Genomic DNA, 22,669 nt, shown 5'->3' with positions numbered 1-22,669 from the left:
TCAGGTCACCACGGAGAGGAAGGCTTCGTTCATCTCCCGCTCGTAGTAGAAGATGGCCTTGCCCACCTGCTCATGATCCCAGGTGCGGGTCGGGTGGTCCGGATAATAGGTATAGCCGCCGGTGAAGACTTCATTCCGGTTGCCGGAGGGGTCGAAGAAATAGATGGTCTGCCCGCGCGTGATGCCGTGACGGGTGGGACCGATATCGATCGAGATGTCGTAGCGGGCGATGATATCGGCTGCGTGGCCCACGTCGTTCCAGTTCTCCAGCTCGAACGAGGCATGGTGGAACTTGCCGGGCTCGGGATATTTCACGAACGCGATGTCGTGCGCCTTCATGCCGGCGGTGAGCCAGATGGCCAGCACGCCATCGGGCATGTCGAGGCGCTCGGCGCAGGAGAAGTCGAGCACCTTCTCGAAGAATTCGAGGTTCTTCTCGATTTCCGGCCCGTAGAGCAGCGCATGATCGAAACGGCGGGCGCGCATGCCGTGCGGCTCGGCGATCCAGACGTCCGGATTGTGGACGTTGGGCTGGGGATCGGATTGGTCAGCCTGGGCGAATAGCTCGATTCGGTGGCCAGAAGCCAGCGTCCAGCCGATGCGGCGGCCGATGCCAGGCTGCTCGCCGGCCGGCACGTGATCCACCGGATAGCCGTAGGCGACGATGCGCTTCTCGAATGCGTCGAGGTCGGCGTCAGCGCGGACCTTGAAGGCCATGAGATCAAAGCCGGCGGTGTCGGCGCGGCGGAGGACGAAGCTGTGATGGTCGAATTCGTCTGCCGATTTCAGGTAGACGCGGCCGTCCGCACCCTCGGAAACCTGATGCAGGCCGATCCGCTTGGTGTAGTGCTCGACCGCGGCTGCCATGTCGAGCACGCGCAGCTGGATGAAGCCAGGTCTCAGAACGCCCGTGTGCGCCATGAATGCTCTCCTCCCTCGTATTGTCGCCAAATGTGACTGGCGCATCTTGGTGGCCCGACCCGCCAGCTAATCGTTGCCGTCGCAACTCCGCTTGGCGGGCAGCCGGGCGTCGAGCCGCAGCATCAAATCGCTTTGCGCGTAGATTGCGCACGTCAGGACGACGCCCTCGGCCTCCTCCGATGGGGAGACGTGCTCCCGGCTCATGGGCGCGCGCCGATAGTCGCCGGCGATTACCTGGGCGCGACAGACGCCGCAGCCTCCGCGCCGGCAGCCCACCGGAAGCTTGCGCGGAAGTCCGGTGATCTGGCCGAGCCCCCGGGCCCGCTCCAGCGCCACCAGGAGCCGCTCCTCCGTGCTGACGGACGCGCTTCCGTGGCCCTCGATGGTGACAGTCACCCGACGCGCCGCCGCAGGCGCTTCCGAAGCCGCCGACGCGCCGCCGGAACAGCGGCCCAGACCGGCGAGGGGGCAGCTTTCCGCACATCCGCCGAAGCAACTGCCCCGCGTTGCACTTGTGGATTCGCCATGGCGTCCGGCGGTTGGGAGTAGATCGGTCATCGCACCCCTCCGTTTCCTCGGGTCCGGCCACTTTCGGGCCGTGTTGCCCTGCATATGCGCCGGCTCCGGCGAGGGTGTCAATAAATTTTCGAGATTTTACATTTTAACGTTTTTTATTGAATATTCGTGATTATAGCTATAGCGCGATCTTGAGAAAAAAATCGACGCACGCTATCGTCAGGCGCGATCGACGCTCCGACGCGATCGCCCGCCGAGGACAGGTTCACCATGGAAAAGAATGCAGCGGAGGTCGCCGGCCGCCAGGCGAAGGTGGTCGGCGCGCGCAGCCTCGTCGAGGCAGCCTACGAGACGCTCCGCCAGGACATCCTGACCGGCGCGCTGCCGCCCGGCCTGAAGTTGCGCTTCGAGATGTTGCGCGAGCGCTATGGCGTCGGCGCCTCCACCCTGCGCGAAGCGCTGACGCGGCTTGTGGGCGAGGCGCTGGTCACGTCGGAGGAGCAGCGCGGCTTCCGGGTAGCGGAGATCTCGCTCGACGACTTTGCCGACCTCACCGCCTCGCGGAAGCTGGTGGAGATCGAGGCACTGCGCCAGTCCATCATATTCGGTGACGACGCGTGGGAGGGGGCTCTGGTCGGCGCCTATCATCGGCTCTCCAAGGTCGAGGAGAAGCTGGCCGAGGAGAAACCCGAAACCAGCGAGCTGCGCGACGAGTTCGAGGCGCGCAACCGCGACTTCCATTTCACGCTCATCGCAGCCTGCCCGTCGCGCTGGGTGAAGCACATGCACGGCATCCTCTTCCAGCAGTCGGAGCGCTATCGCCGGATATCGCTCGCCGCCCGCTTCGAGCCGCGCGACGTGCATGCCGAGCACAAGGCCATCCTCGACGCCGCTTTGGCCCGCGATGTGGATCTGGCCTGCCGCCTCGAGGCGGAGCACATCGACAAGACCCTTGCCCTGCTGAGCCGTAACCTGCCCGCGCTCGCCTGAGCTGCTGCCCCGCGCGGGGCGAGCCATCCGACCCTTTCGTTTCTCGACCTATTCCGGCGCCGGACGGTGCACGGGGCGCGCTGGTGCGCGCGTGCCGTCGGCTGACTTCGCGACAAGAAAGGGTCTCCTTATGCCTCACGATAACCCGGAGATCGGCGCCAGCGTGCGCACCGGAGCCTTCGCCACCAATGTGCATGATCGCGGCCATGGCACGCCTGTGCTGCTGATCCACGGCTCGGGTCCAGGGGTGTCGGCCTGGGCCAATTGGCGCGGTGTCATCCCCGCGCTGTCGGAACGCTTCCGCGTGGTCGCGCCCGACATGGTTGGCTTCGGTTTCAGCGACCGGCCGTCCGACATTCGGTGGACCCGCGAAATCTGGGTCCGGCAGGTGCTCGACCTGATGGACGCGCTGGGGTTGGAGCGGGTGGATATCGTCGGCAATTCGTTCGGCGGGGCCATCGGGCTAGCGCTGGCGGTGGCGCATCCCGTGCGGGTTCGCCGACTGGTGCTGATGGGCAGCGTCGGGCTGTCCTTTCCCATCTCCGAGGGCTTGGAGAAAGTCTGGGGCTATGAGCCCTCGCTCTCGGCCATGCGGGAACTGCTCGACATCTTCGCGTTTGACCGTGGCCTCGTGACCGATGAACTCGCCGAGCTGCGTTTCCGGGCCTCCACCCGTCCCGGATTCCAGGAGAGTTTCTCCGCCATGTTCCCGGCACCGCGCCAGCGGCATCTCGATGCGCTGGCGAGCTACGAGGCCGAGATCCGCGCGTTGCCCCACGAGGTGCTGATCGTCCACGGCCGTGAGGACCGCGTGATTCCCCTCGACGTCTCGCTGCGCCTCACCGACCTCATCGACCGCGCGCAGCTGCACGTGTTTGGCCGCTGCGGCCACTGGACACAAATCGAGCATGCCGTCCGGTTCAATCGCCTCGTCGGAGACTTCTTGGCCGAGGAGGCGTGACGCAAAGGCGGACGTGTTTCGAGTAATGGGCATAAGTTCGGTAATTTTCATTTTCTCGAAATTTTCGTTGACATCGAAATCATCGACGTCGATAACCAGAACAACAACGATGGGCCCCCAAAAGGTGGGCCCCGCTCATTCCGGGGAGGCGGGACATTGGCTCATTCCCTCTCGCAGGGCTGTGGCTCCGGCGCTGCCGACGCTCCCGTTGCCGGCGCCGCGACCTCCACTGAAACTCCGGCGGGCGATCCGATGCAGGCGCAGGTCCGCATCCTGGGTACGCGTCTTGGTCGTTTCGTCGAGTTCGAGTTCGCCCTCTATGGCGGCGATCTGGCCGTCGAGTTGATCCTGCCGACCAGGGCCTTCGAGGAATTTTGTCAGCGGCGCGGCGCGGCGGTGTCGGCGCTCGACGCGGAGACATCCGATGCCATCGAGCAGATGGCATGGCGGGCCGGCCATCCGGGGCTCTTGCAGCGCACGGTGGCGGCCGCTGTACAAGACGAGTGAATATAGATCGCTCTCGTCCAGAGATAATGGAAGTAAACTGCGCGCGAAAAGACGCCGGATTAAAGTAATATAGGGGGCCTGAGTGGCCCTACTGGAGGACGCGGTGACTGTTCAGATCAAGACCATCGACCTCGAGCCGAAGCGGCAGACGTTCGGCCATGTGGCGCGGCGCCTCGGCGGCGACAAGCCGGCGTCGCGCTACCAGGAGGCAACCTTCGACCTCCAGCCCACCGATCATTTTCATTACCGGCCCCTGTGGGAGCCCCAGTTCAACATCTACGACCCGCGCAAGACCGAGGTCGTGATGCGGGACTGGTATGCGCTGCTTGATCCGCGCCAATATTATTACGGCGCCTACAATATTGCCCGCGCCAACATGAACCAGGCGGTGGAGCGCAATTTCGTCTTTGTCGAGGAACGCGATCTCTTCGCCAAGGCGGATGACGGCTTGAAGGCGAAGCTCGTGGCCGGGCTGCTGCCGGTGCGCCACTTGCACTGGGGCGCCAACATGAACATGACCGAGATCTGCCAGCGCGGCTACGGCACGGCGGTGACAGCGCCCAGCATCTTCTCCGCTGGCGATCACCTCGGCATGGCTCAGATCGTATCGCGCATCGGCCTCGTCATCGATCGCCACACCGGCACGTCGCTTGACACCGCCAAGGCTGCCTGGATGAACGCACCCGAATGGCAAGGCGTGCGCCAGCTTATCGAGGATACTCTGGTGGAGCGCGACTGGTTCCAGCTGTTCGTGGCCCAGGCGCTGGGCGTGAATGCGGTGTTGCTGGACCTCGTCTACGCCCGCACCGAAGCGGCCTTCGGCCCGGTCGCGATCCCCGTGGCGATGCTCACCGAGTTCATGGCCGATTGGGCCGCCGAAGAGGGCAAGTGGTCCGATCACGTCATCAAGGTCGTGGCGGCCGAGAGCGCCGAGAACGCGGCCCTTGTCTCGGCCTGGGCGCGCTACTGGATCGATCGCGCGGAGGCGGCCGGCGTGGCGTTGTCGGGATTGCTTACGGGGGAGGGTGCCGCGGCCGTGGCTGCCGCCTCGGCCGCCCGGGCGCGCGCCGCCCGGCTCGGCCTCACCCTCTGACGAACGCTCGCCAAGGATCACCGCTCATGGCCCAGATCGCCTCCATCACTCTTCTCCACAATGACGACGCCCGCCCGATCATCGAGGCGATCCTCGCCGACAATCCGGGCTGCCGGGTGCTCAACATGCCAGGTGCCGTCAAGCTCGACCGCGACGACGAGCTGGTGGTGCGCCGTGCCTCGGTCGAAGCGCGCATCGGGCGCGCCTGGGATCCGCAGGAGCTGCAGCTCGTCATCGTCTCCATGGCCGGAAACCTCGACGAGGACGACGACCATTTCACCCTCAGCTGGAAGCATTGAGCTTTTGCGGAAGGACTAAGGAATGACACCGAAAAAGCTCGGCCTGAAGCAGCGTTACGCCCTGATGACCCGGGGGCTGGATTGGGAGACCACTTACCAGCCCATGGACAAGGTGTTTCCATACGACCGCTTCGAGGGCATCAAGATCAAGGACTGGTCGGCCTGGGAGGATCCCTTCCGGCTCACCATGGACGCCTACTGGAAGTTCCAGGGCGAGAAGGAACGCAAGCTTTATGCTGTGCTCGACGCCTTTGCACAGAATAACGGGCAGACCGGCATCTCCGATGCGCGCTATACCAACGTCCTGAAGCTGTTCCTCACCGGCGTTTCTCCGCTCGAATACCAGGCGCACCGCGGTTTCGCCTTCACCGGTCGCCATCTGCGCGGCGTTGGCCCGCGCGTCGCCGCGCAGATGCAGTCGCTGGATGAGCTGCGTCATGTGCAGACGCAGATCCACACCATCAGCCACTATAACAAATATTTCGATGGCCTTTCCGAGTTCCGCCACATGCACGACCGTGTGTGGTATCTCTCTGTGCCCAAATCGTTCTTCGACGACGCGCGCACGGCAGGTCCATTCGAATACATGATCGCCATTGGATTTGCTTTCGAGTACGTGCTGACCAACCTTCTGTTCGTGCCGTTCATGTCGGGGGCGGCGTACAACGGTGACATGTCCACCGTGACCTTCGGCTTTTCCGCACAGTCGGACGAGAGCCGCCACATGACGCTCGGCATCGAGGTCATCAAGTTCCTGCTGGAGCAGGATGCGGACAATCTGCCCATCGTGCAGCGCTGGGTGGACAAGTGGTTCTGGCGCGGCCACCGCGTGCTCGGCCTCGTGGCCATGATGATGGACTACATGCTGCCCAAGAAGGTGATGAGCTGGAAGGAGGCCTGGGAAATCTACTTCACCGAGGCCGGCGGCTCCCTCTTCACCGATCTCGCCCGCTACGGCCTGAAAGTGCCGAAATATGCCGACGTCGCCACCGCCGACGCCGAGCATATCTCGCACCAAAACTGGGCTACCTTCTACCAGTATACCCATGCTGCGGCCTTCCACACCTGGATGCCCGACCGCGCGCATATGGACTGGCTGTCGGAAAAATATCCGAACACTTTCGATAAATACTATCGTCCGCGGTTCGAGATGTGGGCAGAAATGGAGAAGCAGGGGCAGCGCTTCTACAACAACTCCCTGCCGCAGCTCTGCCAGGTCTGTCAGATTCCGATGGTCTACACGGAGCCGGGCGACCCGACGAAAATCGCCTTCCGTTGTTCGCAGGTGGAGGGCGAAAACTATCATTTCTGCTCCGATGGCTGCAAGGACATCTTCGACGCCGAGCCACAGAAGTATGTGCAGGCCTGGATGCCGGTGCAGCAGATCTTCCAGGGCAATTGCGGGGGCGCCAGTATCCCGGACGTGCTGGCCTGGTACCGGCTGAATGCCGGCGCCGACAACATGGATTATGTGGGCTCCCCCGACGAAAAGCTTTGGAACGACTGGCACGCAGCCGCCGCCCGCGCGGCCGGCTGAGCAGGCAAAAGCCGAAGCGCGCGCGGATGCCGCGCGCCGCGGCGTCCGCAGGGAGGATTATAATGCTCAACGCACTCGACAATGCTGAATACCTCGACCATGTGACGGTCCGAGATGCGCGAAAGAACTTCCACGGCAACATCCTGGTCTACGTGCACTGGGAGGAGCATCTCTCCTTCTGCGCCGCCATTGCGTTCCCGCTGCCGCCGGTCATGCCGTTCGGCGCACTGGTGTCGGACGTGATCGCGCCGGCCTATGCCGCCCACTCTGATGCTGCGCGCATCGATTGGAGCAAGGCGGAGTGGCAGATCGACGGATTGAGGATGGTGCCCGACCTCTCCGCTTCCCTCGAGGCCAACGGCCTCGGCCACAAGTCCCTCGTGCGCTTCAAGACTCCCGGCCTTCACGGCTGGAAGGGCACGGCGAGCTGAGGTGGCGGCCATGGGGCATCAGCTCACCATCGAGCCGCTGGGCGAGGTCATCACCGTCGAGGACGGCCAGACCATCCTCGACGCCTGCCTCAGGGCCGGCATCTGGCTGCCCCACGCCTGTGGACACGGCCTGTGCGGCACCTGCAAGGTGGATGTAGTGGACGGGCAGGTCGACCATGCCGAGGCCTCTCCCTTTGCCCTGATGGATTTCGAGCGGGCCAACGGCAAGACGCTGGCCTGCACCGCGCGCCTTGTGGAGGACGTGGTGATCGAGGCGGAGATCGACGAGGATCCGGACCAGCGCCGCAACCCCGTCGCCGACCATAGCGCCACCGTCGCGCGGATCGAGGACCTGACGCACGACGTGAAAGGCGTGCGTCTCGCCCTCGACGACGCCATCGCGTTTCAGGCGGGGCAATATATCAACCTGCAGATTCCTGCCGTGGCGGGCACGCGCGCCTTCTCCATCGCCAATCCCCCGCATGAGGGCGGGCACGTGGACCTGCAGATCCGTCGCGTACCGGGCGGGGAGGGGACCGGATGGGTTCACGACCAGCTCAAGGTCGGGGACAGGGTGCGCTTCTCCGGGCCCTACGGCCGTTTCTTCGTGCGCAAGAGCCGCGGAGGGCCGCTGCTGTTCCTCGCCGGAGGCACCGGCGTGTCGAGCCCGCGATCGATGATCCTCGACCTTCTCGCAGAAGGCTGGAGCGCCCCCATCACGCTTGTCCATGGGGTGCGGGCCGAGCGCGACCTTTACGATCACGAGCTGTTCGAGAGCCTCGCACGCGACCACGCCAACTTCCGCTACGTGCCGGCGCTCTCCTCTGAGCCCGAGGACAGCGCCTGGGCAGGCGCGCGGGGCTTCGTGCACGAGGTGGCGGAGCAAGTGTTCGACGGCAGGTTCGAGGGGCAGAGCGCCTATCTGTGCGGTCCGCCTCCCATGATCGAGGCCTCCATCGGCGCTCTGATGCGCGGGCGGCTCTTCGAGAAACACATCTTCACCGAACGGTTCCTGACCGCATCCGACGGAGCCGAGAAGAAAAGCCCGGTCTTCCGGGGCGTCTGAGGGGCGTGGGTTCAATTGGCACGGGCCGGCATCACGCACGGCGCGGCAAAGCAACGAACTTGGAGGGGGATATGAGAAATACGTCGAACACAGGATGGCGGTCGCTCCTCGCCGGAGCGGGATTTGCTGCCGCGGTGGCCGTTCCGGTCGGCGCCAACGCGGCCGATCTTGCGGCGGCGCCCGCACCCGCCGCAACGGCATTGCCGGACCCGTCCTGGTATGTGCGGCTCGGTGTCGGCGGCGTGCTGTTCGATTCCGGTGCCACCATCAACTCCTCCATGGGCCCCGTGACCGGCGCGTCCGCACACGCGGACAACAATGTCACCGCGCTGTTCGAGGTGGGCTATTTCTTCACCGACAATATCGCGGTCAGCCTGACCGGAGGTTATCCGCCCACCACGAGCCTCACCGGGACAGGCACTGCGACGGCGCTCGGCACCCTCGGCAAGGTCACGTATGGCCCGGCGACCCTGACGGCGCATTATCATTTCAAGAATTTCGGCCCGATACAGCCCTATGTGGGTGTCGGCCTCGGCTATGGCCTCATCTTCAATTCCACGTCCGGCACGGTGCAGAACCTGTCGGTGAACGGCGCGCCCGCCTTCGTGCTTCAGGCCGGCGTGGACTACATCCTCGCCCGCAACTGGGCGGTGTTCGTTGATGTAAAGAAGCTCTACCTGTCGGTGGACGCCACAGGCACGCTCGGCGGCATGCCCATTTCGGCTGATGTGAAGCTCGATCCCCTGGTGCTCTTCACGGGTGTAACTTACCGCTTTTGAGGTCGATGGCGGAAGGCCAGAGTCTTGCCCTGCGGGCGTGCAGCAATGTCCGCAGAATGGCACCTTGCGTTCTCTGTAATTCTGCGCGGAGCTGTGCTTGAGGCTGGGCTCACTCCCTTGTCGATAGATAGACATTCGGAGTGGCGCCTCCTTGTAGATCGGGCGACCTGATAGATGATCTGTCTATTTGACGAAATGGTGAAATGCCTCAACTCCAATCTCAGGGGTTTTCACCAATTCAACGAGATGGGGTCCAGGCGCGGCGGGTCTTCTTTGTGTGCGGCGCACCCGCCGGCCCCGCGATGCAGCCGAGACGGGCCTTGCGTCCCAAAAAAAGTATTGAAATGGAATAGCGGTAGCGCAGCAGGAGCAATGCTGCAGAGCGGTATCGCCAGTCTGATCTGGATGCTGGCACTCATCTTGCTGAACGGAGGAGGCGTAGTGGCGGAAGCTCTCCGGTCGCCAATAAAAAACAAGTCCGCACAACCGACCCGTCTGCATGACAGACAAGCCCAAGGAAGATGCCATGGCATTGCTCGATCGATCCGAGTGGTACGACATCGCGCGTTCCACCAACTGGACGCCGAAATTCGTCACCGATGAAGACCTTTTCCCGGACGTCATGACCGGGGCGCAGGGGGTGCCGGGGGAGAAGTGGGAGGTCTATGACGAGCCCTACAAGACATCCTTCCCCGAATATGTCAGCGTCCAGCGCGAGAAGGATGCCGGCGCCTATTCGGTTAAGGCTGCGCTGCAGCGCAGCCGCATCTTCGAGGATGCCGATCCGGGCTGGCGCTCGATCCTGAAATCGCACTACGGCGCCATTGCGTTGGGCGAATATGCGGCGATGAGCGCGGAGGCCCGCATGGCCCGCTTCGGCCGCGCGCCGGGCATGCGCAACATGGCCACCTTCGGCATGATGGACGAGAACCGCCACGCCCAACTGCAGCTGTTCTTCCCGCACGAATACTGCCCGAAGGACCGCCAGTTCGACTGGGGCCACAAGGCCTACCACACCAACGAATGGGCTGCGATCGCCGCGCGCCACGCCTTCGACGACCTGTTCATGGCGAGAAGCGCGACCGAGATTGCGGTCATGCTGACCTTCGCCTTTGAGACCGGCTTCACCAACATGCAGTTCCTCGGGCTCGCGGCTGATGCGGCCGAGGCCGGCGACTATACTTTCTCGAGCCTCATCTCCTCGATCCAGACCGACGAATCCCGCCACGCGCAGATCGGCGGCCCGGCACTCCAGGTGCTGATTTCCAACGGCCGCAAGTCGGAAGCGCAGAAGCTGGTGGACATCGCAATCGGCCGGGCCTGGCGGATCTTCTGCATCCTTACCGGCCCGTCGATGGACTACAACACGCCGCTCCATCACCGGAAGCAGTCGTTCAAGGAATTCATGCAGGAGTGGATCGTCGACCAGTTCGAGCGCTCGCTGATCGACCTCGGTCTCGACCTGCCCTGGTATTGGGACAAGATGATCGCGGAGTTCGACTATCAGCACCACGCCTACCAGATGGGCCTGTGGTTCTGGCGGCCGACGCTGTGGTGGAACCCGGCGGCGGGCGTTACGCCCGACTGCCGCGACTGGCTGGAGGAGAAGTATCCCGGCTGGAACGACACCTTCGGCAAGGCCTGGGACGTCATCATCGACAATCTGGTGGCCAGCCATCCCGAACGCACCATGCCGCAGACACTGCCCATCGTGTGCAACATGAGCCAGATCCCGATCTGCGCCATTCCGGGCAACGGCTGGAACGTGAAGGACTATCCACTCGACTATGAGGGCAGGCTCTACCACTTCAATTCCGAGATCGATCGCTGGATCTTCGAGCAGGATCCGAAGCGCTACCGCGGACACATGTCACTGGTGGATCGCTTCCTCGCGGGTCAGATCCAGCCCGCCGACCTGTTGGGCGCTCTCACCTACATGAACCTCCAGCCCGGCGAATCTGGCGACGATGCCCACGGCTACGCGTGGGTGGATGCCTACCGCGGCCGAATGGCTGCCGAGTAGGCGTTTTCGAGCACGAATATCGCGGGTGCCATTGCGGCCGCGGCGGTCTTCGCCGCGGCAAGGGAAGGTGCGCGCGTTCCAACCGATAGGCCGCATCGGCCGGATCAGGAGCCCGTCATGGCATTGTTTCCCGTCATCTCCAATTTCCAGCACGACTTCGTGCTGCTGCTCGTTCCCGTGGACACCGAGAACACCATGGACGAGGTCGCCGCCACCGCCGCCGGGCATTCGGTGGGCGTGCGCGTGGCGCCGCGGCCGGACAAGGTGGTGCGCGTGCGTCGGCAGGGCGCCGAGGACTTCTTCCCGCGCGACATGCGGCTCGCCGAGAGCGGCATCCGCCCCATGGAAACCCTTGAGTTCATTTTTTGCGATGCGTGAGGGATCATGAGTTTCAAGCTCGCTGCAACGCTCGACGACCTCTGGGAAGGTGACATGGCGGAGGTAGAGGTGGACGGGCAGGTGATCCTGCTCGTCTGGCCGGAGGGCGGGGACATCCGCGCCTTTCAGGGCATCTGTCCTCATCAGGACATTCCCCTGTCGGAAGGCAGGCTGGAGGGTGGGGTTCTCATGTGCCGCGCCCACCAATGGACCTTCGATGCCGGCACTGGCCGCGGTGTGAATCCCAAGGACTGCCACCTGGCCGAATATCCGGTGAAGGTGGTGGGCGAATCCATCCTCGTTTCGACCGAAGGCGTCGAGCCCCGCTTCGCCCACACCTGAAGCCCGCGCGGCGCCGTCGCAAGGCAACGCACACCGCGTACCGACGTCGCCCCAAGACCCATGGCTCCGGCCGATCGCCGAGGGCTGCAACGAATGCATCGGGAGGAGACCAACGTGACAGTCAAGGACGTGGCCAATGGCTACCGCAACAACCGGGTCGGCCCCATCCTGCGCGCCGGTCCGCTCACGGCCGGCGTCATCGAGGCGGCCGAAGAGGACAATCCCGGCAAGACCATCAACGTGGACGACAAGCTCGCCTACGTGCGCATCGATACCGAGGGCGAGATGATCCTGCGCCGGGAGACGCTGGAACGCACTCTCGGGCGGCCGTTCCGCATGCAGGAACTGGAGATCAACCTCGGCTCCTTCGCCGGACGGATCGAGATGACCGAGGATCACGTCCGCTTCTACTACGAAAAAACACTCTGAACCCGGGGGGAAGACGATGAACCAGCCCGCAATCGCCCAGCCGCTGAAGACCTGGAGCCACCTCGCTGCCCGCCGCCGCAAGCCGAGCGAGTACGAGATCGTCTCCACCAACCTGCATTACACGACCGATCGGCCGGACGCGCCGTTCGAGCTCGACCCGAACTTTCCGCCGGCGCAATGGTACAAGACCTATCGCAATGACTGCCCGCTGAAGCATCCCGACTGGAATGCCTTCCGGGACCCCGACGAGATGGTCTACCGCACCTACAACATGCTTCAGGACGGCCAGGAGAATTATGTCTTCGGCCTGCTCGACCAGTTCTCCGAGCGCGGCCACGACGCCATGCTGGAGCGTTCGTGGGTGCGGCACCTCGCGCGCATCTACGCGCCGGTGCGCTATCTCTTCCACACGCTGCAGATGGGCTCGGCCTATCTGTGCCAGATGGCGCCGGCCTCCACCATCTCCAACGTCGCCACCTACCAGACGGCGGATTCCCTGCGCTGGCTCACCCACACCGCCTACCGCACCCGGGAGCTGGCCAAGAGCTTCGGCGACCATGGCTTCGGCATCGGCGAACGGGCGATCTGGGAGACCGATTCCGCCTGGCAGGGGTTCCGCGAGCTGGTGGAGACCGGCCTTGCCACCTATGACTGGGGCGAGCACTTCGTGGCCATGAACCTCGTCGCCCGCCCGGCGCTGGAGGAAGCGGTGCTGCGCGGGCTCGGGCAGGCGGCGCGGCACAATGGCGACACCCTCCTCGGCCTGCTGTGCGACGCGCAATTGCTCGATGCCGACCGGCACCGCCGCTGGACCTCGGCGCTGGTCGCTATGATGCTCGAGGCAGACGGCAACCGGCAGGTGCTCAACGACTGGCTCGCCAAATGGGCTCCGCTCGGCGATGCCGCCATCGACGCCTACAGCGCCCGCCTGCCCGACGCCCGCGATGGCGCGAACGCGGCCAAGGGGGCGGTGGCCGCCTATCGCCGTGGCCTCGGCCTCGGCGCCTGAGAGGGGGCTTCGGGTCCATGAGCCATCGCATCACACTTGAGGGCGGGGACGGTTTCGACGTCTGTGCCGGCGAGGACACGCTGCTGAGGGGCGCGCTGCGCGCAGGCGTTGGGTTCCCCTACGATTGCAGTGTGGGCGGATGCGGCAGCTGCCGCTTCGACCTCGTCTCGGGCGAGATGGAGAGTCTGTGGGACGGGGCGCCGGGCCTCTCCGAGCGCGACCGGCGTCGAGGCAAGCGCCTCGCTTGCCAGTCGCGGCCGCGTACCGACTGCACCATAAAAGTGCGTACTGGTGAGGAATATCGCCCGCCGGTCCCGCCGCTCCCGATGACGGCGGTCCTCGTCGCGCGCCGCCCCGTCACCGCCAGCATGGCCGAGTTCGTGCTGAAGACGGCGGAGCCGGCGCATTTCATCGCTGGCCAATACGCCGTGTTCCGCCCACCTGGGACGGACGGGGCGCGGGCCTATTCCATGTCGAACCTGCCCAACGGGGAGGGCGAGTGGCGTTTCGTCATCCGCCGGGTGCCCGGCGGACGGGGCAGCAATGCCATGTTCGACACCCTGGCGATCGGTGATACGCTCGAACTTGACGGCCCCTACGGCCACGCTCATTTTCGAGCCGAGGCGCGGCGTGACGTGGTGTGCATCGCCGGCGGCTCGGGCATCGGCCCGGTGGTGTCGGTGGCGCGGGCTGTGGTCGCGGCCTCGCCCGGGCGCCGTCTGTTCGTCTTCGAAGGGGCGCGCACGCGCGAGGATCTGTGCTTCCCCGCTCTCATGGGCGCAGCGCAGGATCGCGTTACGGTCTACACGCCCGTTCTCTCCGCCGAGGCGGACGGCAGCGACTGGGATGGGGTGCGTGGCTTCGTCCATGAGGAGGTGGAACGTGCGGTGGGGCCGCGCGCGGAGGAAAGCGAGTTCTATTTCGCCGGCCCGCCGCCGATGACGGAGGCGTTGCAGAAGCTCCTGGTCGTCAAGTGGACCGTTCCCATCGCACGGATTCATTTCGATCGCTTCTTCTGAGCTTTTCGATCCGCGGCCGGGACGGGGTGAGGAAAGCGACCGGCTGCACTGCCGGCGTCAAAACAAGAAGCTGACCAGGGAGAGACAACGCATCGCCATGAGAGAGGAGCGGAGCGCGCGACTGAAGCGTCGCCCCCACCGGCAGCCCGGTCTGCCGAGGGATGTGCAGGCCGCTGAGCCGGACGTGTGGGCGCGGGCGGAGGCCGGGCTCTCCGACATCCATGTCCCGGAGATCCACGACCTCGCCGATCGCCTGCGCTTTGCGCCCCAGCAGGGGCGCATCCGGCTCGACGACCAGCGCATGATGCTGATGCATGTCAGTTCCCTGGGAGCCCTGCGCCAGGAACTGATCGAGAGCCTCGGCAAGGAGACTGCCCGCGGGCTGATCACCCGCATCGGCTACCAGGCGGGTGCCAACGACGCCAAGATGGCGAAGAAGCTGCGCTCCGGATCGAGCACGCTGGATAGCTTCCTCGCCGGGCCACAGCTCGTCTCGCTCGAGGGCATGGTCCATTGCGAGCCGGTGGCGCTCGATATCGACGTGGGCAATGGCCGCTATTTCGGCGATTTCTACCTCATCGACAGCGCCGAGGCGGAAGCCCATATTGCAAGCTACGGTCTCGGCGATGAGCCGGCCTGCTGGATGCTTGTGGGCTATGCCTGCGGCTACACCAGCACCTTCATGGGGCGGCCGATCCTTTGGCGCGAGATGGAATGCAAATGCACCGGCCACACCCGCTGCAGGGTCATCGGCCGCCCGGCCGAGGAATGGGGCGAGGACGCGCGCGAGGATCTCCGCTTCCTGCAGATCGGCGACTTCGTGAAGTTCAATCCGACGGAGGGCGGAAAGCTGCCCGCCACGGCCCGCCTCGCGGCCCTTGATGGGACGCTGCCTGACAATGATTTCGGCATGGTGGGCATTTCCAGCGGCTTCAACACTGTCTGCCATCTGGTGAAGAAGGTCGCGCCCACCGAGGCGACCGTGCTTTTCCTGGGTGAGAGCGGTGTGGGCAAGGAGATATTCTCCCACAATCTCCACCGCCTCAGCAGCCGCGCCAAGGGCCCGTTCGTGGCGGTCAATTGTGCGTCCATCCCCGAGCAGTTGATCGAATCCGAGCTGTTCGGAGTTGAACGCGGCGCATTCACGGGCGCGACGGTGTCGCGGCCGGGGCGGTTCGAGCGCGCCCACGGCGGTTCCCTGTTTCTCGATGAGATCGGCACCCTCAGCTACACGGCGCAGGGCAAGCTGCTGCGTGCGCTGCAGGAGGGTGAGATCGAGCGGGTCGGCGATTCCCGCGTACGCAAGGTGGACGTGCGGGTGATCGCGGCCACCAACGTCAATTTGCGCGACGCGGTGAAGGAGGGAGCCTTCCGCGAGGATCTGTTCTACCGCCTCAACGTCTTCCCCATCCGTGTGCCGCCGCTGCGCGACCGGCGCGACGACATCCCCCTGTTGATGAACTGGTTCATGCGCCGCGCGTGCGCGAAGCACCGCAAGAGCGTCACCGGCTTCCGCGAGCGGGCGGTGGACGCCCTCATCACCTACCAATGGCCGGGCAACGTGCGGGAGATGGAAAACCTGGTGGAGCGTGCCGTCATCCTCGCCGACGAGGGGGGGGCGCTCGACCTGTGCCATCTGTTCACCACGGGCGAGGAGGTGACGGACACCACCTTCGTCGTGCAGAAGAACGGTGCGCTGCTGCGGAGCTCGCAGGCGGACGATCCCGACGCGGGAGAGGAGCGCGATGCGCTCCGGCCCCTCGCAGATACCGAGGCCCGCATACTGCGTCTCGCCTTGGAACAGGCGAAAGGCAACCTGTCCCTGGCGGCGCGCCTCCTAAGCATCAGCCGCCCGACGCTCGCCTATCGGCTGAAAAAGCACAACATCATTTGACGGCCCTCGGGCCGGCCGTGCTCCTCCTCCCTTGAAGCCAAATTCCGCCAGCGGCCGATCTCAGGTTCAAGCGCCCTGACGTGATCGGCGGGAGCACCATCGGCTCGCACCGTACCCTCCGCCGGTGTCCAGCCGAGGCGCGTCCCTTGGACAGGAAACCTGCGCCAGCGAGATCGACACTGCGACATGCCCGCCGGACCGCACCGAGCTCCGGCCGGTTTGCGTTCGGGGGCACTTCCCCCTTGCGGTGCGCAGTTTGATCCGATGCCCCCTACTATAAAGATATAAAACTTACTCACGAGTTTTGCAGTCGCTTTGAACTGCGGAGCCGATGAGCTTTGATGGGGAGGAGCGGGCATGGTTCGGACGGGATCAGGAGGAGGCGCGCTGCTCGCGGGCGCCGCCATGGCGCTGTTGCTCGCGCCGGTTGGCGCCGCGCGGGCCCAGACGCCGGTCAAGATCGGTGTGGTGGAAGGCCTGAGCGGACCGCCGGCCATCGTCGACTTCGGCGAGAGCTACCTGCAAGGTGTCAAGCTGGCGCTGGAAGACTACAAGGCGAAGGGCGGCAAGACGCCCATCGAGCTTGTGGTCTATGACGACGAGGCCAATCCCCAACGCGCCGTTTCGGTGGTCCAGCGCCTGATCCAGAACGATGGCGTCGCTGGCGTCATCGGCACGGTGTCGAGCGGCAATGTCATGGCCTTTGCCCCCCTGCTCCAGCGCGCCGGCGTGCCGCTCATCGCCGGGCCGTCAGCCGCCACGGACATCACCACCAAGTTCATCGACCAGAAACCGAGCTTCATCTTCCGCTGCTCGATGATCGAGAAGTATCAGATCGACGCGATCCTCGATTGGGCGGTGAAGAACTACAAGAAGATCGGCCTGCTGCACTCGACCACCGGCTACGGCAAATTCGCCGCACAGGAGGCGACCGCCGGCCTGAAGGCACGCGGCGTGGAGCTTGCGGCAGTCGAGGCGGCGGCGCCGGGCGTCAACGACCTGACGCCACAGATGATCAAGATGCGCGATGCCGGCGTCGATCTCATCCTGCACTTTCACGAGTCGTTCGAGCTGCCCTATCGGCCCCTGCCGCGTCTCGACTACAAGCCGACCTTCGCCGGCAACTGGGGCCTCTCCTCGCTGAAGGTGAAGGACATCGTGGGCGTCGAAGCTATCCAGGGCACCGCCATGGGCCAGGCTCTCGACCTCTCCGATCCCAAGGCGCAGGCCTTCAACAAGCGCATGACCGAGAAATACGGCAAGGACTATCGCTGGCCGGTTGTCGCCGCGCTCGGCTATGACGCAGGCCAGATCATGTTCGCCGCCGTGGACAAGGTCGGCAAGTCGGACCCGGCGAAGCTGCGGGACGCCATCGAGAACATCGAAGGCGTCCAGGCGGTCTCCGCCACGCCGGCGAAGCCGTTCGGGCCGAACGATCACGAATGCCTCGGCCAGGGCGACATCTTCCTCGGTATCTGGAAGGGCGACACGGTGGTGCCCGCGCCGAAAGTGATGCCCCAGAAGTAGCCGCGCCTTTCTGGCCGCCGGGTCGATCACGGTCCGGCGGCGCGAGGGGGAGGGGGTCAGGCCTGTGGCTTCGACCTCTTGCGCGTGGGCTTCGGCGACGCCGGGGCCGCAAGGCCGGAGATCAGGAGCGCCGCGAAGCTCTCCATGATCTCCTCCGGCGTGTTGGGGCCGGAGTCCCGGTACCAGGCCGGAATCCAGTTGACCACGCCGAGGGCGAACAGGCTCGCGAGCTTCGGGTCGCAGGGGCCGATGGAGCCGTCGGCGACGCCAAGGGCGATCAGTTCCTTCGTGGCGGCGCTGATGCGCTTTCGGCGCGCCACGACGTTCGCGCGATCTTCAGGTGCCAGCGAATCCACGTCGGTGAGTACCGTGCAGTTTCCAAGGTCGCCGAAGATACCTTCCATGTAGCGACGCAGGTAGATGATCAGCTTTTCGAGGCCCGTCCCGTCATGGGCCGCGGCGAGGGCTAGGCCCGCCTCGCCATTGTCCATTGCCACCTGGTGGCAGGCGTAGAGCAGCTCCTGCTTGCTCTTGAAATACTGGTAGAGCGTCGGCTTCGACACGCCGAGAACCGACGCCACATCATCCATGGACGTGTTGGCGAAGCCGCGGCGGTTGAAGGCGGATGCCGCCACCCGCAGCACCGCCTCGCGCTTGCGGCGGCGCTGCTCGTCTCTGTCGAAGGCCGCACGCCCCGGCGCGGGAGCGCGGGTCGCCGCGCTGGGAGTGTCACTCATGAACTGGCAGGTCCTGCTTTCGGCGATAACAAGGACCGGCTTCCCGGAGAACGCATCCGGCTCACCGACCTTCGAACAAATACTGTGTCGCATGCTTGCATAAAACTCGCAAAACAGCTATCCTGACTCATAAGTAAATATAACTACTAAATGGTAGAGGGGGCGATGAGCATCGCCACGCTCATCCTGCAGCCCGCGCGACGCCTGCCGGACAAATCCGCGATCACCGACGCCAACGGTACCCTCACCTACGCCGCCTTCGCCGAGCGGCCGGCCCGGATCGCCGGCGGTTTGCGCGCGATGGATCTCAAGCCGGGCGCGCGTGTCGTGCTGTTCATGGAGAACACCGGTGCCTTCTTCGAATGCCTCCTCGGCTGCTGGATCGCCGGCCTGTGCGCCGTGCCGGTCAACGCCAAGCTGCATCCGCGCGAGGTGATCGGCATCGCGGCAGATGCGGAGGCCGAGGCACTCTTCACCACCCCCGGCCTGTCCGAGGCCCTTGCGGCCGAGATAGATGCCCTCGCCGAGCTCGCGATCATAACGACCGGCTCCGAGGCCTATGCACGCCTTGTCGCCGCCGAGCCGATCGCCTGCGAGGATGCGGCGCCGGAAGAACGCGCCTGGCTGTTCTACACCTCCGGCACCACCGGCAAGCCCAAGGGTGCGATGCTCAGCCATCGCAACCTCCTGGCCATGTCGCTCGCCTACTATGCCGATGTCGATCCCATCGACACCGATGACACCCACATCGCATGCGCGCCGGTCTCCCACGGCGCGGGCCTCTATGCTCTGCCCTTCCTGATGAAGGGCGCGCATCAGGTGGTTCTGCCGGGTTTCGATGTGGAGGAGGTTCTGGAGGCCATCGCGGGCTACAGCAAGGTCGCGATTTTCGCGGCCCCCACCATGCTCACGCGCATGGTGAACCATCCGGCGACGTTCTGCGCGGATCTGTCCAACCTGAAGACCATCTACTATGGCGGCGCGCCCATGTACGTCGCCGACCTGAAGCAGGCCCTGCGCGTCATCGGCCCGAAGGTGTGCCAGATCTTCGGCCAGGGCGAGTCCCCCATGACCATCACCTTGCTGCCGAAGGCGCTGCATGTGCGCGCCGATGGTGCTCCGGCCGATGACGCCGTGCTGGGCTCCTGCGGCTTCCCCCGCTCTGGGCAGGAGGTGCGAGTGGTCGACGAGAACGGGCATGATCTTCCGCCCGGCGAGGTGGGCGAGGTCATCACCCGCAGCGACTGCGTGATGGAAGGCTACTGGAACAACCCCGCCGGTACGGCGGCCGCCCTGCGCGACGGCTGGCTCTACACCGGCGATGTCGGCAGCCTTGACGCGCGCGGCTACCTCACGCTGCGCGACCGCTCCAAGGACCTCATCATCTCCGGCGGCAGCAACATCTATCCCCGCGAAGTGGAGGAGGTGCTGCTACGCCATGAAGGCGTGCTGGAGGTGTCCGTCATCGGCGCACCCCATCCCGACTGGGGCGAGGAGGTGGTGGCGTTCGTCGCCGTACGCCCGGGGGCGGAGGTCGACGCTTCGGAGCTGGACCAGCTCTGCCTCGACAACATCGCCCGCTTCAAGCGACCCAAGCGCTACCGCTTCGAGGCGGCGCTGCCGAAGAACAACTACGGCAAGATCCTCAAGACCGAGCTGCGCAGCCAGCTTGCCGAGGCCGATGCCGCTGCGCCTGTCATGGATAAGGGAGCCACCTCATGAGGCCGGTCTTCGTCGCCGGCATCGGCTCCTCGTCCTTCGGCCGTCACCTGGAAACGTCCATCGAGGCCCTCGCCATCCGCGCGGCGGACGCGGCAATCCGCGAATCCGGGCTCGATCGTGGTGACGTCGGAGCCCTCTATCTCGGCAATTTCGTCGCGGGGCCGCTGCTCGGGCAGGAGGTGCTGGCGGGGCTGGTGGCGGACGGGCTCGGCCTGCCGCAGATTCCTTGCACCAAGGTGGAGGGTGCCTGCGCCTCCGGCGGCATCGCCTTCCGCCACGCCTATCTCGCGGTGGCGACCGGCATGTGCGACATGGCGCTCGCCGTGGGCGCGGAGAAGATGACCCATGCCGACACGGCGGCCGTCACCTCGGCGCTCAACTGCGCCATGGATTTCCGCAGTGACGGGGTGAGCGGGCTCACCTTCCCCGGCCTGTTCGGCCTCGCCTGGCGCCTCTATGAGCAGCGTTACGGCGCGACGCGGGACGACATCTCTGCCGTCGTGCGCAAGAACAAGGGCAACGGCCTGCGGAACCCGCTCGCCCAGATGGGCGCGCAGCTCTCCGTCGAGGAGATCGGCAACGCCCGCCTCATCTGCGATCCGTTGCGACTTTACGATTGCTGCCCGGCCAGCGACGGTGCGGCTGCCGTGCTGCTCGTCGCCGGCGATCGCCTGCGCGACGTGATCCCGCAGCCGGTGCAAGTGCTGACCTCGGCGCAGGCGCGCGGCAGCGCACGCCTCGCCGGCCATCCGGACCTCTGCACCTTCGAGGCAACCGTTGCTGCCGCACAGGCGGCCTATGCGCAGGCCGGCATCACCGCCGACGAGGTGAGCTGCGTGGAACTGCACGATTGCTTCTCCATCGCGGAGATCATCGATGCCGAGGATCTCGGCCTGATGCCGCGTGGTGCGGGGGGCGCCTATGCCGCCGAGGGCCGCACCGCCGTCGACGGCGACAGGCCCATCAACGCCAGCGGCGGGCTGCTGGCCAAGGGCCATCCGGTGGGGGCGACCGGCCTTGGCCAGATCTATGAGAGCGTGCTCCAGCTGCGCGGCGCGCACCCCAACCAGGTGAAGGGGGCGAAGGTGGCCCTCACCCACAATCTCGGCGGCACGGGCGTCGCCTGCACCGTCAATATCCTGCGCGCCACCGACGCCTGAGCGCGCCCCCCGCAACAGCATCGGAACATCCCATGGGCGACATTCGCTGCGACCGCCACGGCAAGGTCTGGCTCATCACCATCGACCGCCCTGCGGTGATGAACTCCCTCGACTTCGCCGCCAATGACGAACTGGTTGAAGTCTTTCGTGACTTCGACCGAGGTGACGGTGCCCACGTGGCGGTCGTCACGGGCGCGGGCGACAAGGCCTTCTGCGCCGGCGCCGACCTCAAGACCTACACGGTGAATTTCGCCCGCACGCCTGCCCCGGAGTTCCGCACCCGCTACACCAACGGCCCGGGATTCGGCGGCATCACCCGCTCCGTGGAGATCGACAAGCCCATCGTCGCTGCGGTGAACGGCTTCGCCATCTCCGGCGGCTTCGAGCTGGCGCTCGCCTGCGACCTCCGCTTCTGCGCGCCCAACGCGGAATTTGCCCTGCAGGACGCCAAATGGGGGTTTCATGCCTGTGACGGCGGGCTCATCCGGCTGCCGCAGATCGTCGGGCTGGGCCATGCCATGGAGATCATCCTCTCCGGCGATCGCGTGAACGCCGAGCATGCGTTCCGCATCGGCCTCGTCAATCGCATCGTGCCGGCCGAAGACCTGGTGGCCTTCACCCTCGACTATGCGCAGATGCTGGCGAAGCGCTCGCCCCTCTCCCACCGCTTCGCCAAGGAGGTGATGCGCCGTGCGGTCGGCATGCCCATGGGCGAGGCCCTGCGGCTCGAATCCCGCTCCTTCTACGATCTCGGCCAGAGCCAGGACATCGTCGAAGGCACTACCGCCTTCCGCGAGAAGCGCGAGGCCGATTTCCAGGGTCGCTGAGTTCTTCACAATCGATCACAGCCATTTGGATCACAACCCGCCCATGTCCTCCGTCCTTTCCGCCTCGCCTGCCATCGAGATCCTGCGGTGTGCCGACTGCGGCCAGCTCGATCCGGGCCCGCGCGAGCTTTGCGCCTCCTGCTACAGCCCCAGGATGGAACCGGTGACGGTCGACGGCGACGGCGTGCTCGTCTCCTGGGCGCTGGTGCGCCGCCCGCCGACCCGCTTCCAGGCGGATGGACCCTATGCGGTGGCGGTGGTGGACCTCGACTGCGGTGTGCGCCTGACCGGGCGCCTTGCGAGTGTGCCGTTCGAGGAGGCCGAAGCGCCGCCGCTCGGTGCCCGCATGCGCGTCTGCGGCGGAACCGCTGGCATGGCGCTGTTCGCGCCGGCCGACGCCGGCCGCTGAGTTTTCGCACGACGAGGCCGGCGCAAGACCGGCCGGAGAAAGCCTCCGGGAGAACGCATGCACACGAGACCGCCCGAACCGCATCCGTCCCTT

The 22,669-nt window shown here is 65.4% G+C and carries 24 protein-coding genes; 21 read left to right on the top strand and 3 right to left on the bottom strand.

Annotated elements, in window-relative coordinates:
- A complete protein-coding gene (locus XAN126_RS0119075) occupies positions 1-921 on the bottom strand; it encodes a catechol 2,3-dioxygenase (RefSeq protein ID WP_024280169.1) in 921 nt (306 codons plus the stop codon).
- Between the two features lie 66 nt (positions 922-987).
- Positions 988-1,317, bottom strand: coding sequence for a 2Fe-2S iron-sulfur cluster binding domain-containing protein (locus XAN126_RS28765; protein WP_024280168.1), 330 nt, complete (start codon positions 1,315-1,317; stop codon positions 988-990).
- 390 nt (positions 1,318-1,707) lie between these two features.
- On the opposite strand from XAN126_RS28765, the gene XAN126_RS0119065 reads away from it, so the two are divergent.
- From XAN126_RS0119065 to XAN126_RS0118985, 17 genes are all read left to right on the top strand, one after another.
- A complete protein-coding gene (locus XAN126_RS0119065; RefSeq protein ID WP_024280167.1) occupies positions 1,708-2,427 on the top strand; it encodes a GntR family transcriptional regulator in 720 nt (239 codons plus the stop codon).
- 130 nt (positions 2,428-2,557) lie between these two features.
- Complete coding sequence (locus XAN126_RS0119060; RefSeq protein ID WP_029877427.1) at positions 2,558-3,388, top strand: alpha/beta fold hydrolase; 831 nt, start codon at positions 2,558-2,560, stop codon at positions 3,386-3,388.
- Positions 3,389-3,544: 156 nt separating this feature from the next.
- Positions 3,545-3,895 carry a phenol hydroxylase subunit gene (locus XAN126_RS0119055; RefSeq protein WP_155982352.1) on the top strand — a complete coding sequence of 117 codons (351 nt, stop codon included), beginning with the start codon at positions 3,545-3,547 and terminating at the stop codon, positions 3,893-3,895.
- A 103-nt stretch (positions 3,896-3,998) separates the two neighbouring features.
- Positions 3,999-4,988, top strand: coding sequence for a hypothetical protein (locus XAN126_RS0119050; protein WP_024280166.1), 990 nt, complete (start codon positions 3,999-4,001; stop codon positions 4,986-4,988).
- Positions 4,989-5,014: 26 nt separating this feature from the next.
- Positions 5,015-5,287 (top strand): MmoB/DmpM family protein, encoded by a 273-nt coding sequence (locus tag XAN126_RS0119045; RefSeq protein ID WP_024280165.1) that lies wholly within the window; start codon positions 5,015-5,017, stop codon positions 5,285-5,287.
- 22 nt (positions 5,288-5,309) lie between these two features.
- The gene (locus tag XAN126_RS0119040; protein WP_024280164.1) at positions 5,310-6,824 is read left to right on the top strand and encodes an aromatic/alkene/methane monooxygenase hydroxylase/oxygenase subunit alpha; all 1,515 of its coding nucleotides are present in this window, start codon (positions 5,310-5,312) and stop codon (positions 6,822-6,824) included.
- A 62-nt stretch (positions 6,825-6,886) separates the two neighbouring features.
- Positions 6,887-7,255: a phenol hydroxylase subunit P4 gene (locus XAN126_RS0119035; RefSeq protein WP_024280163.1), complete on the top strand. Its 369-nt coding sequence runs from the start codon at positions 6,887-6,889 to the stop codon at positions 7,253-7,255.
- Positions 7,256-7,265: 10 nt separating this feature from the next.
- Positions 7,266-8,321 (top strand): 2Fe-2S iron-sulfur cluster binding domain-containing protein, encoded by a 1,056-nt coding sequence (locus XAN126_RS0119030; protein ID WP_024280162.1) that lies wholly within the window; start codon positions 7,266-7,268, stop codon positions 8,319-8,321.
- Between the two features lie 71 nt (positions 8,322-8,392).
- The gene (locus XAN126_RS0119025) at positions 8,393-9,100 is read left to right on the top strand and encodes an OmpW family outer membrane protein (protein WP_081762704.1); all 708 of its coding nucleotides are present in this window, start codon (positions 8,393-8,395) and stop codon (positions 9,098-9,100) included.
- Positions 9,101-9,626: 526 nt separating this feature from the next.
- Positions 9,627-11,123, top strand: a complete 1,497-nt coding sequence (locus XAN126_RS0119020) for a YHS domain-containing protein (RefSeq protein ID WP_029877423.1) — start codon at positions 9,627-9,629, stop codon at positions 11,121-11,123.
- A 117-nt stretch (positions 11,124-11,240) separates the two neighbouring features.
- Complete coding sequence (locus XAN126_RS0119015; protein ID WP_024281450.1) at positions 11,241-11,501, top strand: toluene-4-monooxygenase system B family protein; 261 nt, start codon at positions 11,241-11,243, stop codon at positions 11,499-11,501.
- Positions 11,502-11,507: 6 nt separating this feature from the next.
- Positions 11,508-11,843: a Rieske 2Fe-2S domain-containing protein gene (locus tag XAN126_RS0119010; protein WP_024280160.1), complete on the top strand. Its 336-nt coding sequence runs from the start codon at positions 11,508-11,510 to the stop codon at positions 11,841-11,843.
- Between the two features lie 114 nt (positions 11,844-11,957).
- On the top strand, positions 11,958-12,272 hold the full coding sequence (locus XAN126_RS0119005) for an MmoB/DmpM family protein (protein ID WP_024280159.1): 315 nt from the start codon (positions 11,958-11,960) through the stop codon (positions 12,270-12,272).
- 16 nt (positions 12,273-12,288) lie between these two features.
- On the top strand, positions 12,289-13,281 hold the full coding sequence (locus XAN126_RS0119000; RefSeq protein WP_024280158.1) for an aromatic/alkene monooxygenase hydroxylase subunit beta: 993 nt from the start codon (positions 12,289-12,291) through the stop codon (positions 13,279-13,281).
- Positions 13,282-13,298: 17 nt separating this feature from the next.
- Positions 13,299-14,300, top strand: coding sequence for a 2Fe-2S iron-sulfur cluster-binding protein (locus XAN126_RS0118995; protein ID WP_024280157.1), 1,002 nt, complete (start codon positions 13,299-13,301; stop codon positions 14,298-14,300).
- Between the two features lie 97 nt (positions 14,301-14,397).
- Positions 14,398-16,194 carry a sigma-54-dependent Fis family transcriptional regulator gene (locus tag XAN126_RS0118990; RefSeq protein ID WP_081762703.1) on the top strand — a complete coding sequence of 599 codons (1,797 nt, stop codon included), beginning with the start codon at positions 14,398-14,400 and terminating at the stop codon, positions 16,192-16,194.
- A 357-nt stretch (positions 16,195-16,551) separates the two neighbouring features.
- On the top strand, positions 16,552-17,721 hold the full coding sequence (locus XAN126_RS0118985; RefSeq protein ID WP_081762702.1) for an ABC transporter substrate-binding protein: 1,170 nt from the start codon (positions 16,552-16,554) through the stop codon (positions 17,719-17,721).
- 56 nt (positions 17,722-17,777) lie between these two features.
- Here the strand turns inward: XAN126_RS0118985 and XAN126_RS0118980 are convergent, their stop codons facing one another.
- Positions 17,778-18,458, bottom strand: a complete 681-nt coding sequence (locus tag XAN126_RS0118980) for a TetR/AcrR family transcriptional regulator (protein WP_024280154.1) — start codon at positions 18,456-18,458, stop codon at positions 17,778-17,780.
- 165 nt (positions 18,459-18,623) lie between these two features.
- Here XAN126_RS0118980 and XAN126_RS0118975 point away from each other — a divergent pair, with 165 nt between their 5' ends.
- Genes XAN126_RS0118975 through XAN126_RS27295 form a run of 4 tightly spaced genes read left to right on the top strand, consistent with a single transcriptional unit; the run spans position 18,624 to position 22,576 of the window.
- On the top strand, positions 18,624-20,180 hold the full coding sequence (locus XAN126_RS0118975) for an AMP-binding protein (protein ID WP_024280153.1): 1,557 nt from the start codon (positions 18,624-18,626) through the stop codon (positions 20,178-20,180).
- Positions 20,177-21,340: a beta-ketoacyl synthase N-terminal-like domain-containing protein gene (locus XAN126_RS0118970; RefSeq protein WP_024280152.1), complete on the top strand. Its 1,164-nt coding sequence runs from the start codon at positions 20,177-20,179 to the stop codon at positions 21,338-21,340. The genes XAN126_RS0118975 and XAN126_RS0118970 overlap by 4 nt, the downstream gene beginning before the upstream one ends.
- Positions 21,341-21,372: 32 nt before the next feature.
- Positions 21,373-22,167 (top strand): enoyl-CoA hydratase-related protein, encoded by a 795-nt coding sequence (locus tag XAN126_RS0118965; RefSeq protein ID WP_024280151.1) that lies wholly within the window; start codon positions 21,373-21,375, stop codon positions 22,165-22,167.
- A gap of 43 nt (positions 22,168-22,210) precedes the next feature.
- Entirely contained in the window at positions 22,211-22,576 is a 366-nt protein-coding gene (locus tag XAN126_RS27295; protein WP_024280150.1) for an OB-fold domain-containing protein, read from the top strand.
- Positions 22,577-22,669: the final 93 nt, after the last annotated feature.

The sequence above is a fragment of the Xanthobacter sp. 126 genome (assembly GCF_000526175.1).
GTDB lineage: Bacteria > Pseudomonadota > Alphaproteobacteria > Rhizobiales > Xanthobacteraceae > Xanthobacter > Xanthobacter aminoxidans.
The sequence above is the reverse complement of the archived record's forward strand: the minus strand, read 5'-3'. Positions and strand labels throughout refer to the sequence as shown.

What these genes read in the sequence shown, in the direction of transcription:
- XAN126_RS0119075 (WP_024280169.1), bottom strand. Translation starts at nt 921, where the DNA reads ATGGCGCACACGGGCGTTCTGAGACCTGGCTTCATCCAGCTGCGCGTG.
- XAN126_RS0118995 (WP_024280157.1), top strand. Translation starts at nt 13,299, where the DNA reads ATGAGCCATCGCATCACACTTGAGGGCGGGGACGGTTTCGACGTCTGT.
- XAN126_RS0118990 (WP_081762703.1), top strand. Translation starts at nt 14,398, where the DNA reads ATGAGAGAGGAGCGGAGCGCGCGACTGAAGCGTCGCCCCCACCGGCAG.
- XAN126_RS27295 (WP_024280150.1), top strand. Translation starts at nt 22,211, where the DNA reads ATGTCCTCCGTCCTTTCCGCCTCGCCTGCCATCGAGATCCTGCGGTGT.
- XAN126_RS0118965 (WP_024280151.1), top strand. Translation starts at nt 21,373, where the DNA reads ATGGGCGACATTCGCTGCGACCGCCACGGCAAGGTCTGGCTCATCACC.
- XAN126_RS0119010 (WP_024280160.1), top strand. Translation starts at nt 11,508, where the DNA reads ATGAGTTTCAAGCTCGCTGCAACGCTCGACGACCTCTGGGAAGGTGAC.
- XAN126_RS0119015 (WP_024281450.1), top strand. Translation starts at nt 11,241, where the DNA reads ATGGCATTGTTTCCCGTCATCTCCAATTTCCAGCACGACTTCGTGCTG.
- XAN126_RS0119065 (WP_024280167.1), top strand. Translation starts at nt 1,708, where the DNA reads ATGGAAAAGAATGCAGCGGAGGTCGCCGGCCGCCAGGCGAAGGTGGTC.
- XAN126_RS0119020 (WP_029877423.1), top strand. Translation starts at nt 9,627, where the DNA reads ATGGCATTGCTCGATCGATCCGAGTGGTACGACATCGCGCGTTCCACC.
- XAN126_RS0119060 (WP_029877427.1), top strand. Translation starts at nt 2,558, where the DNA reads ATGCCTCACGATAACCCGGAGATCGGCGCCAGCGTGCGCACCGGAGCC.
- XAN126_RS0118970 (WP_024280152.1), top strand. Translation starts at nt 20,177, where the DNA reads ATGAGGCCGGTCTTCGTCGCCGGCATCGGCTCCTCGTCCTTCGGCCGT.
- XAN126_RS0118975 (WP_024280153.1), top strand. Translation starts at nt 18,624, where the DNA reads ATGAGCATCGCCACGCTCATCCTGCAGCCCGCGCGACGCCTGCCGGAC.
- XAN126_RS0119040 (WP_024280164.1), top strand. Translation starts at nt 5,310, where the DNA reads ATGACACCGAAAAAGCTCGGCCTGAAGCAGCGTTACGCCCTGATGACC.
- XAN126_RS0119030 (WP_024280162.1), top strand. Translation starts at nt 7,266, where the DNA reads ATGGGGCATCAGCTCACCATCGAGCCGCTGGGCGAGGTCATCACCGTC.
- XAN126_RS0119025 (WP_081762704.1), top strand. Translation starts at nt 8,393, where the DNA reads ATGAGAAATACGTCGAACACAGGATGGCGGTCGCTCCTCGCCGGAGCG.
- XAN126_RS0118985 (WP_081762702.1), top strand. Translation starts at nt 16,552, where the DNA reads ATGGTTCGGACGGGATCAGGAGGAGGCGCGCTGCTCGCGGGCGCCGCC.
- XAN126_RS0119045 (WP_024280165.1), top strand. Translation starts at nt 5,015, where the DNA reads ATGGCCCAGATCGCCTCCATCACTCTTCTCCACAATGACGACGCCCGC.
- XAN126_RS0119035 (WP_024280163.1), top strand. Translation starts at nt 6,887, where the DNA reads ATGCTCAACGCACTCGACAATGCTGAATACCTCGACCATGTGACGGTC.
- XAN126_RS0119000 (WP_024280158.1), top strand. Translation starts at nt 12,289, where the DNA reads ATGAACCAGCCCGCAATCGCCCAGCCGCTGAAGACCTGGAGCCACCTC.
- XAN126_RS0118980 (WP_024280154.1), bottom strand. Translation starts at nt 18,458, where the DNA reads ATGAGTGACACTCCCAGCGCGGCGACCCGCGCTCCCGCGCCGGGGCGT.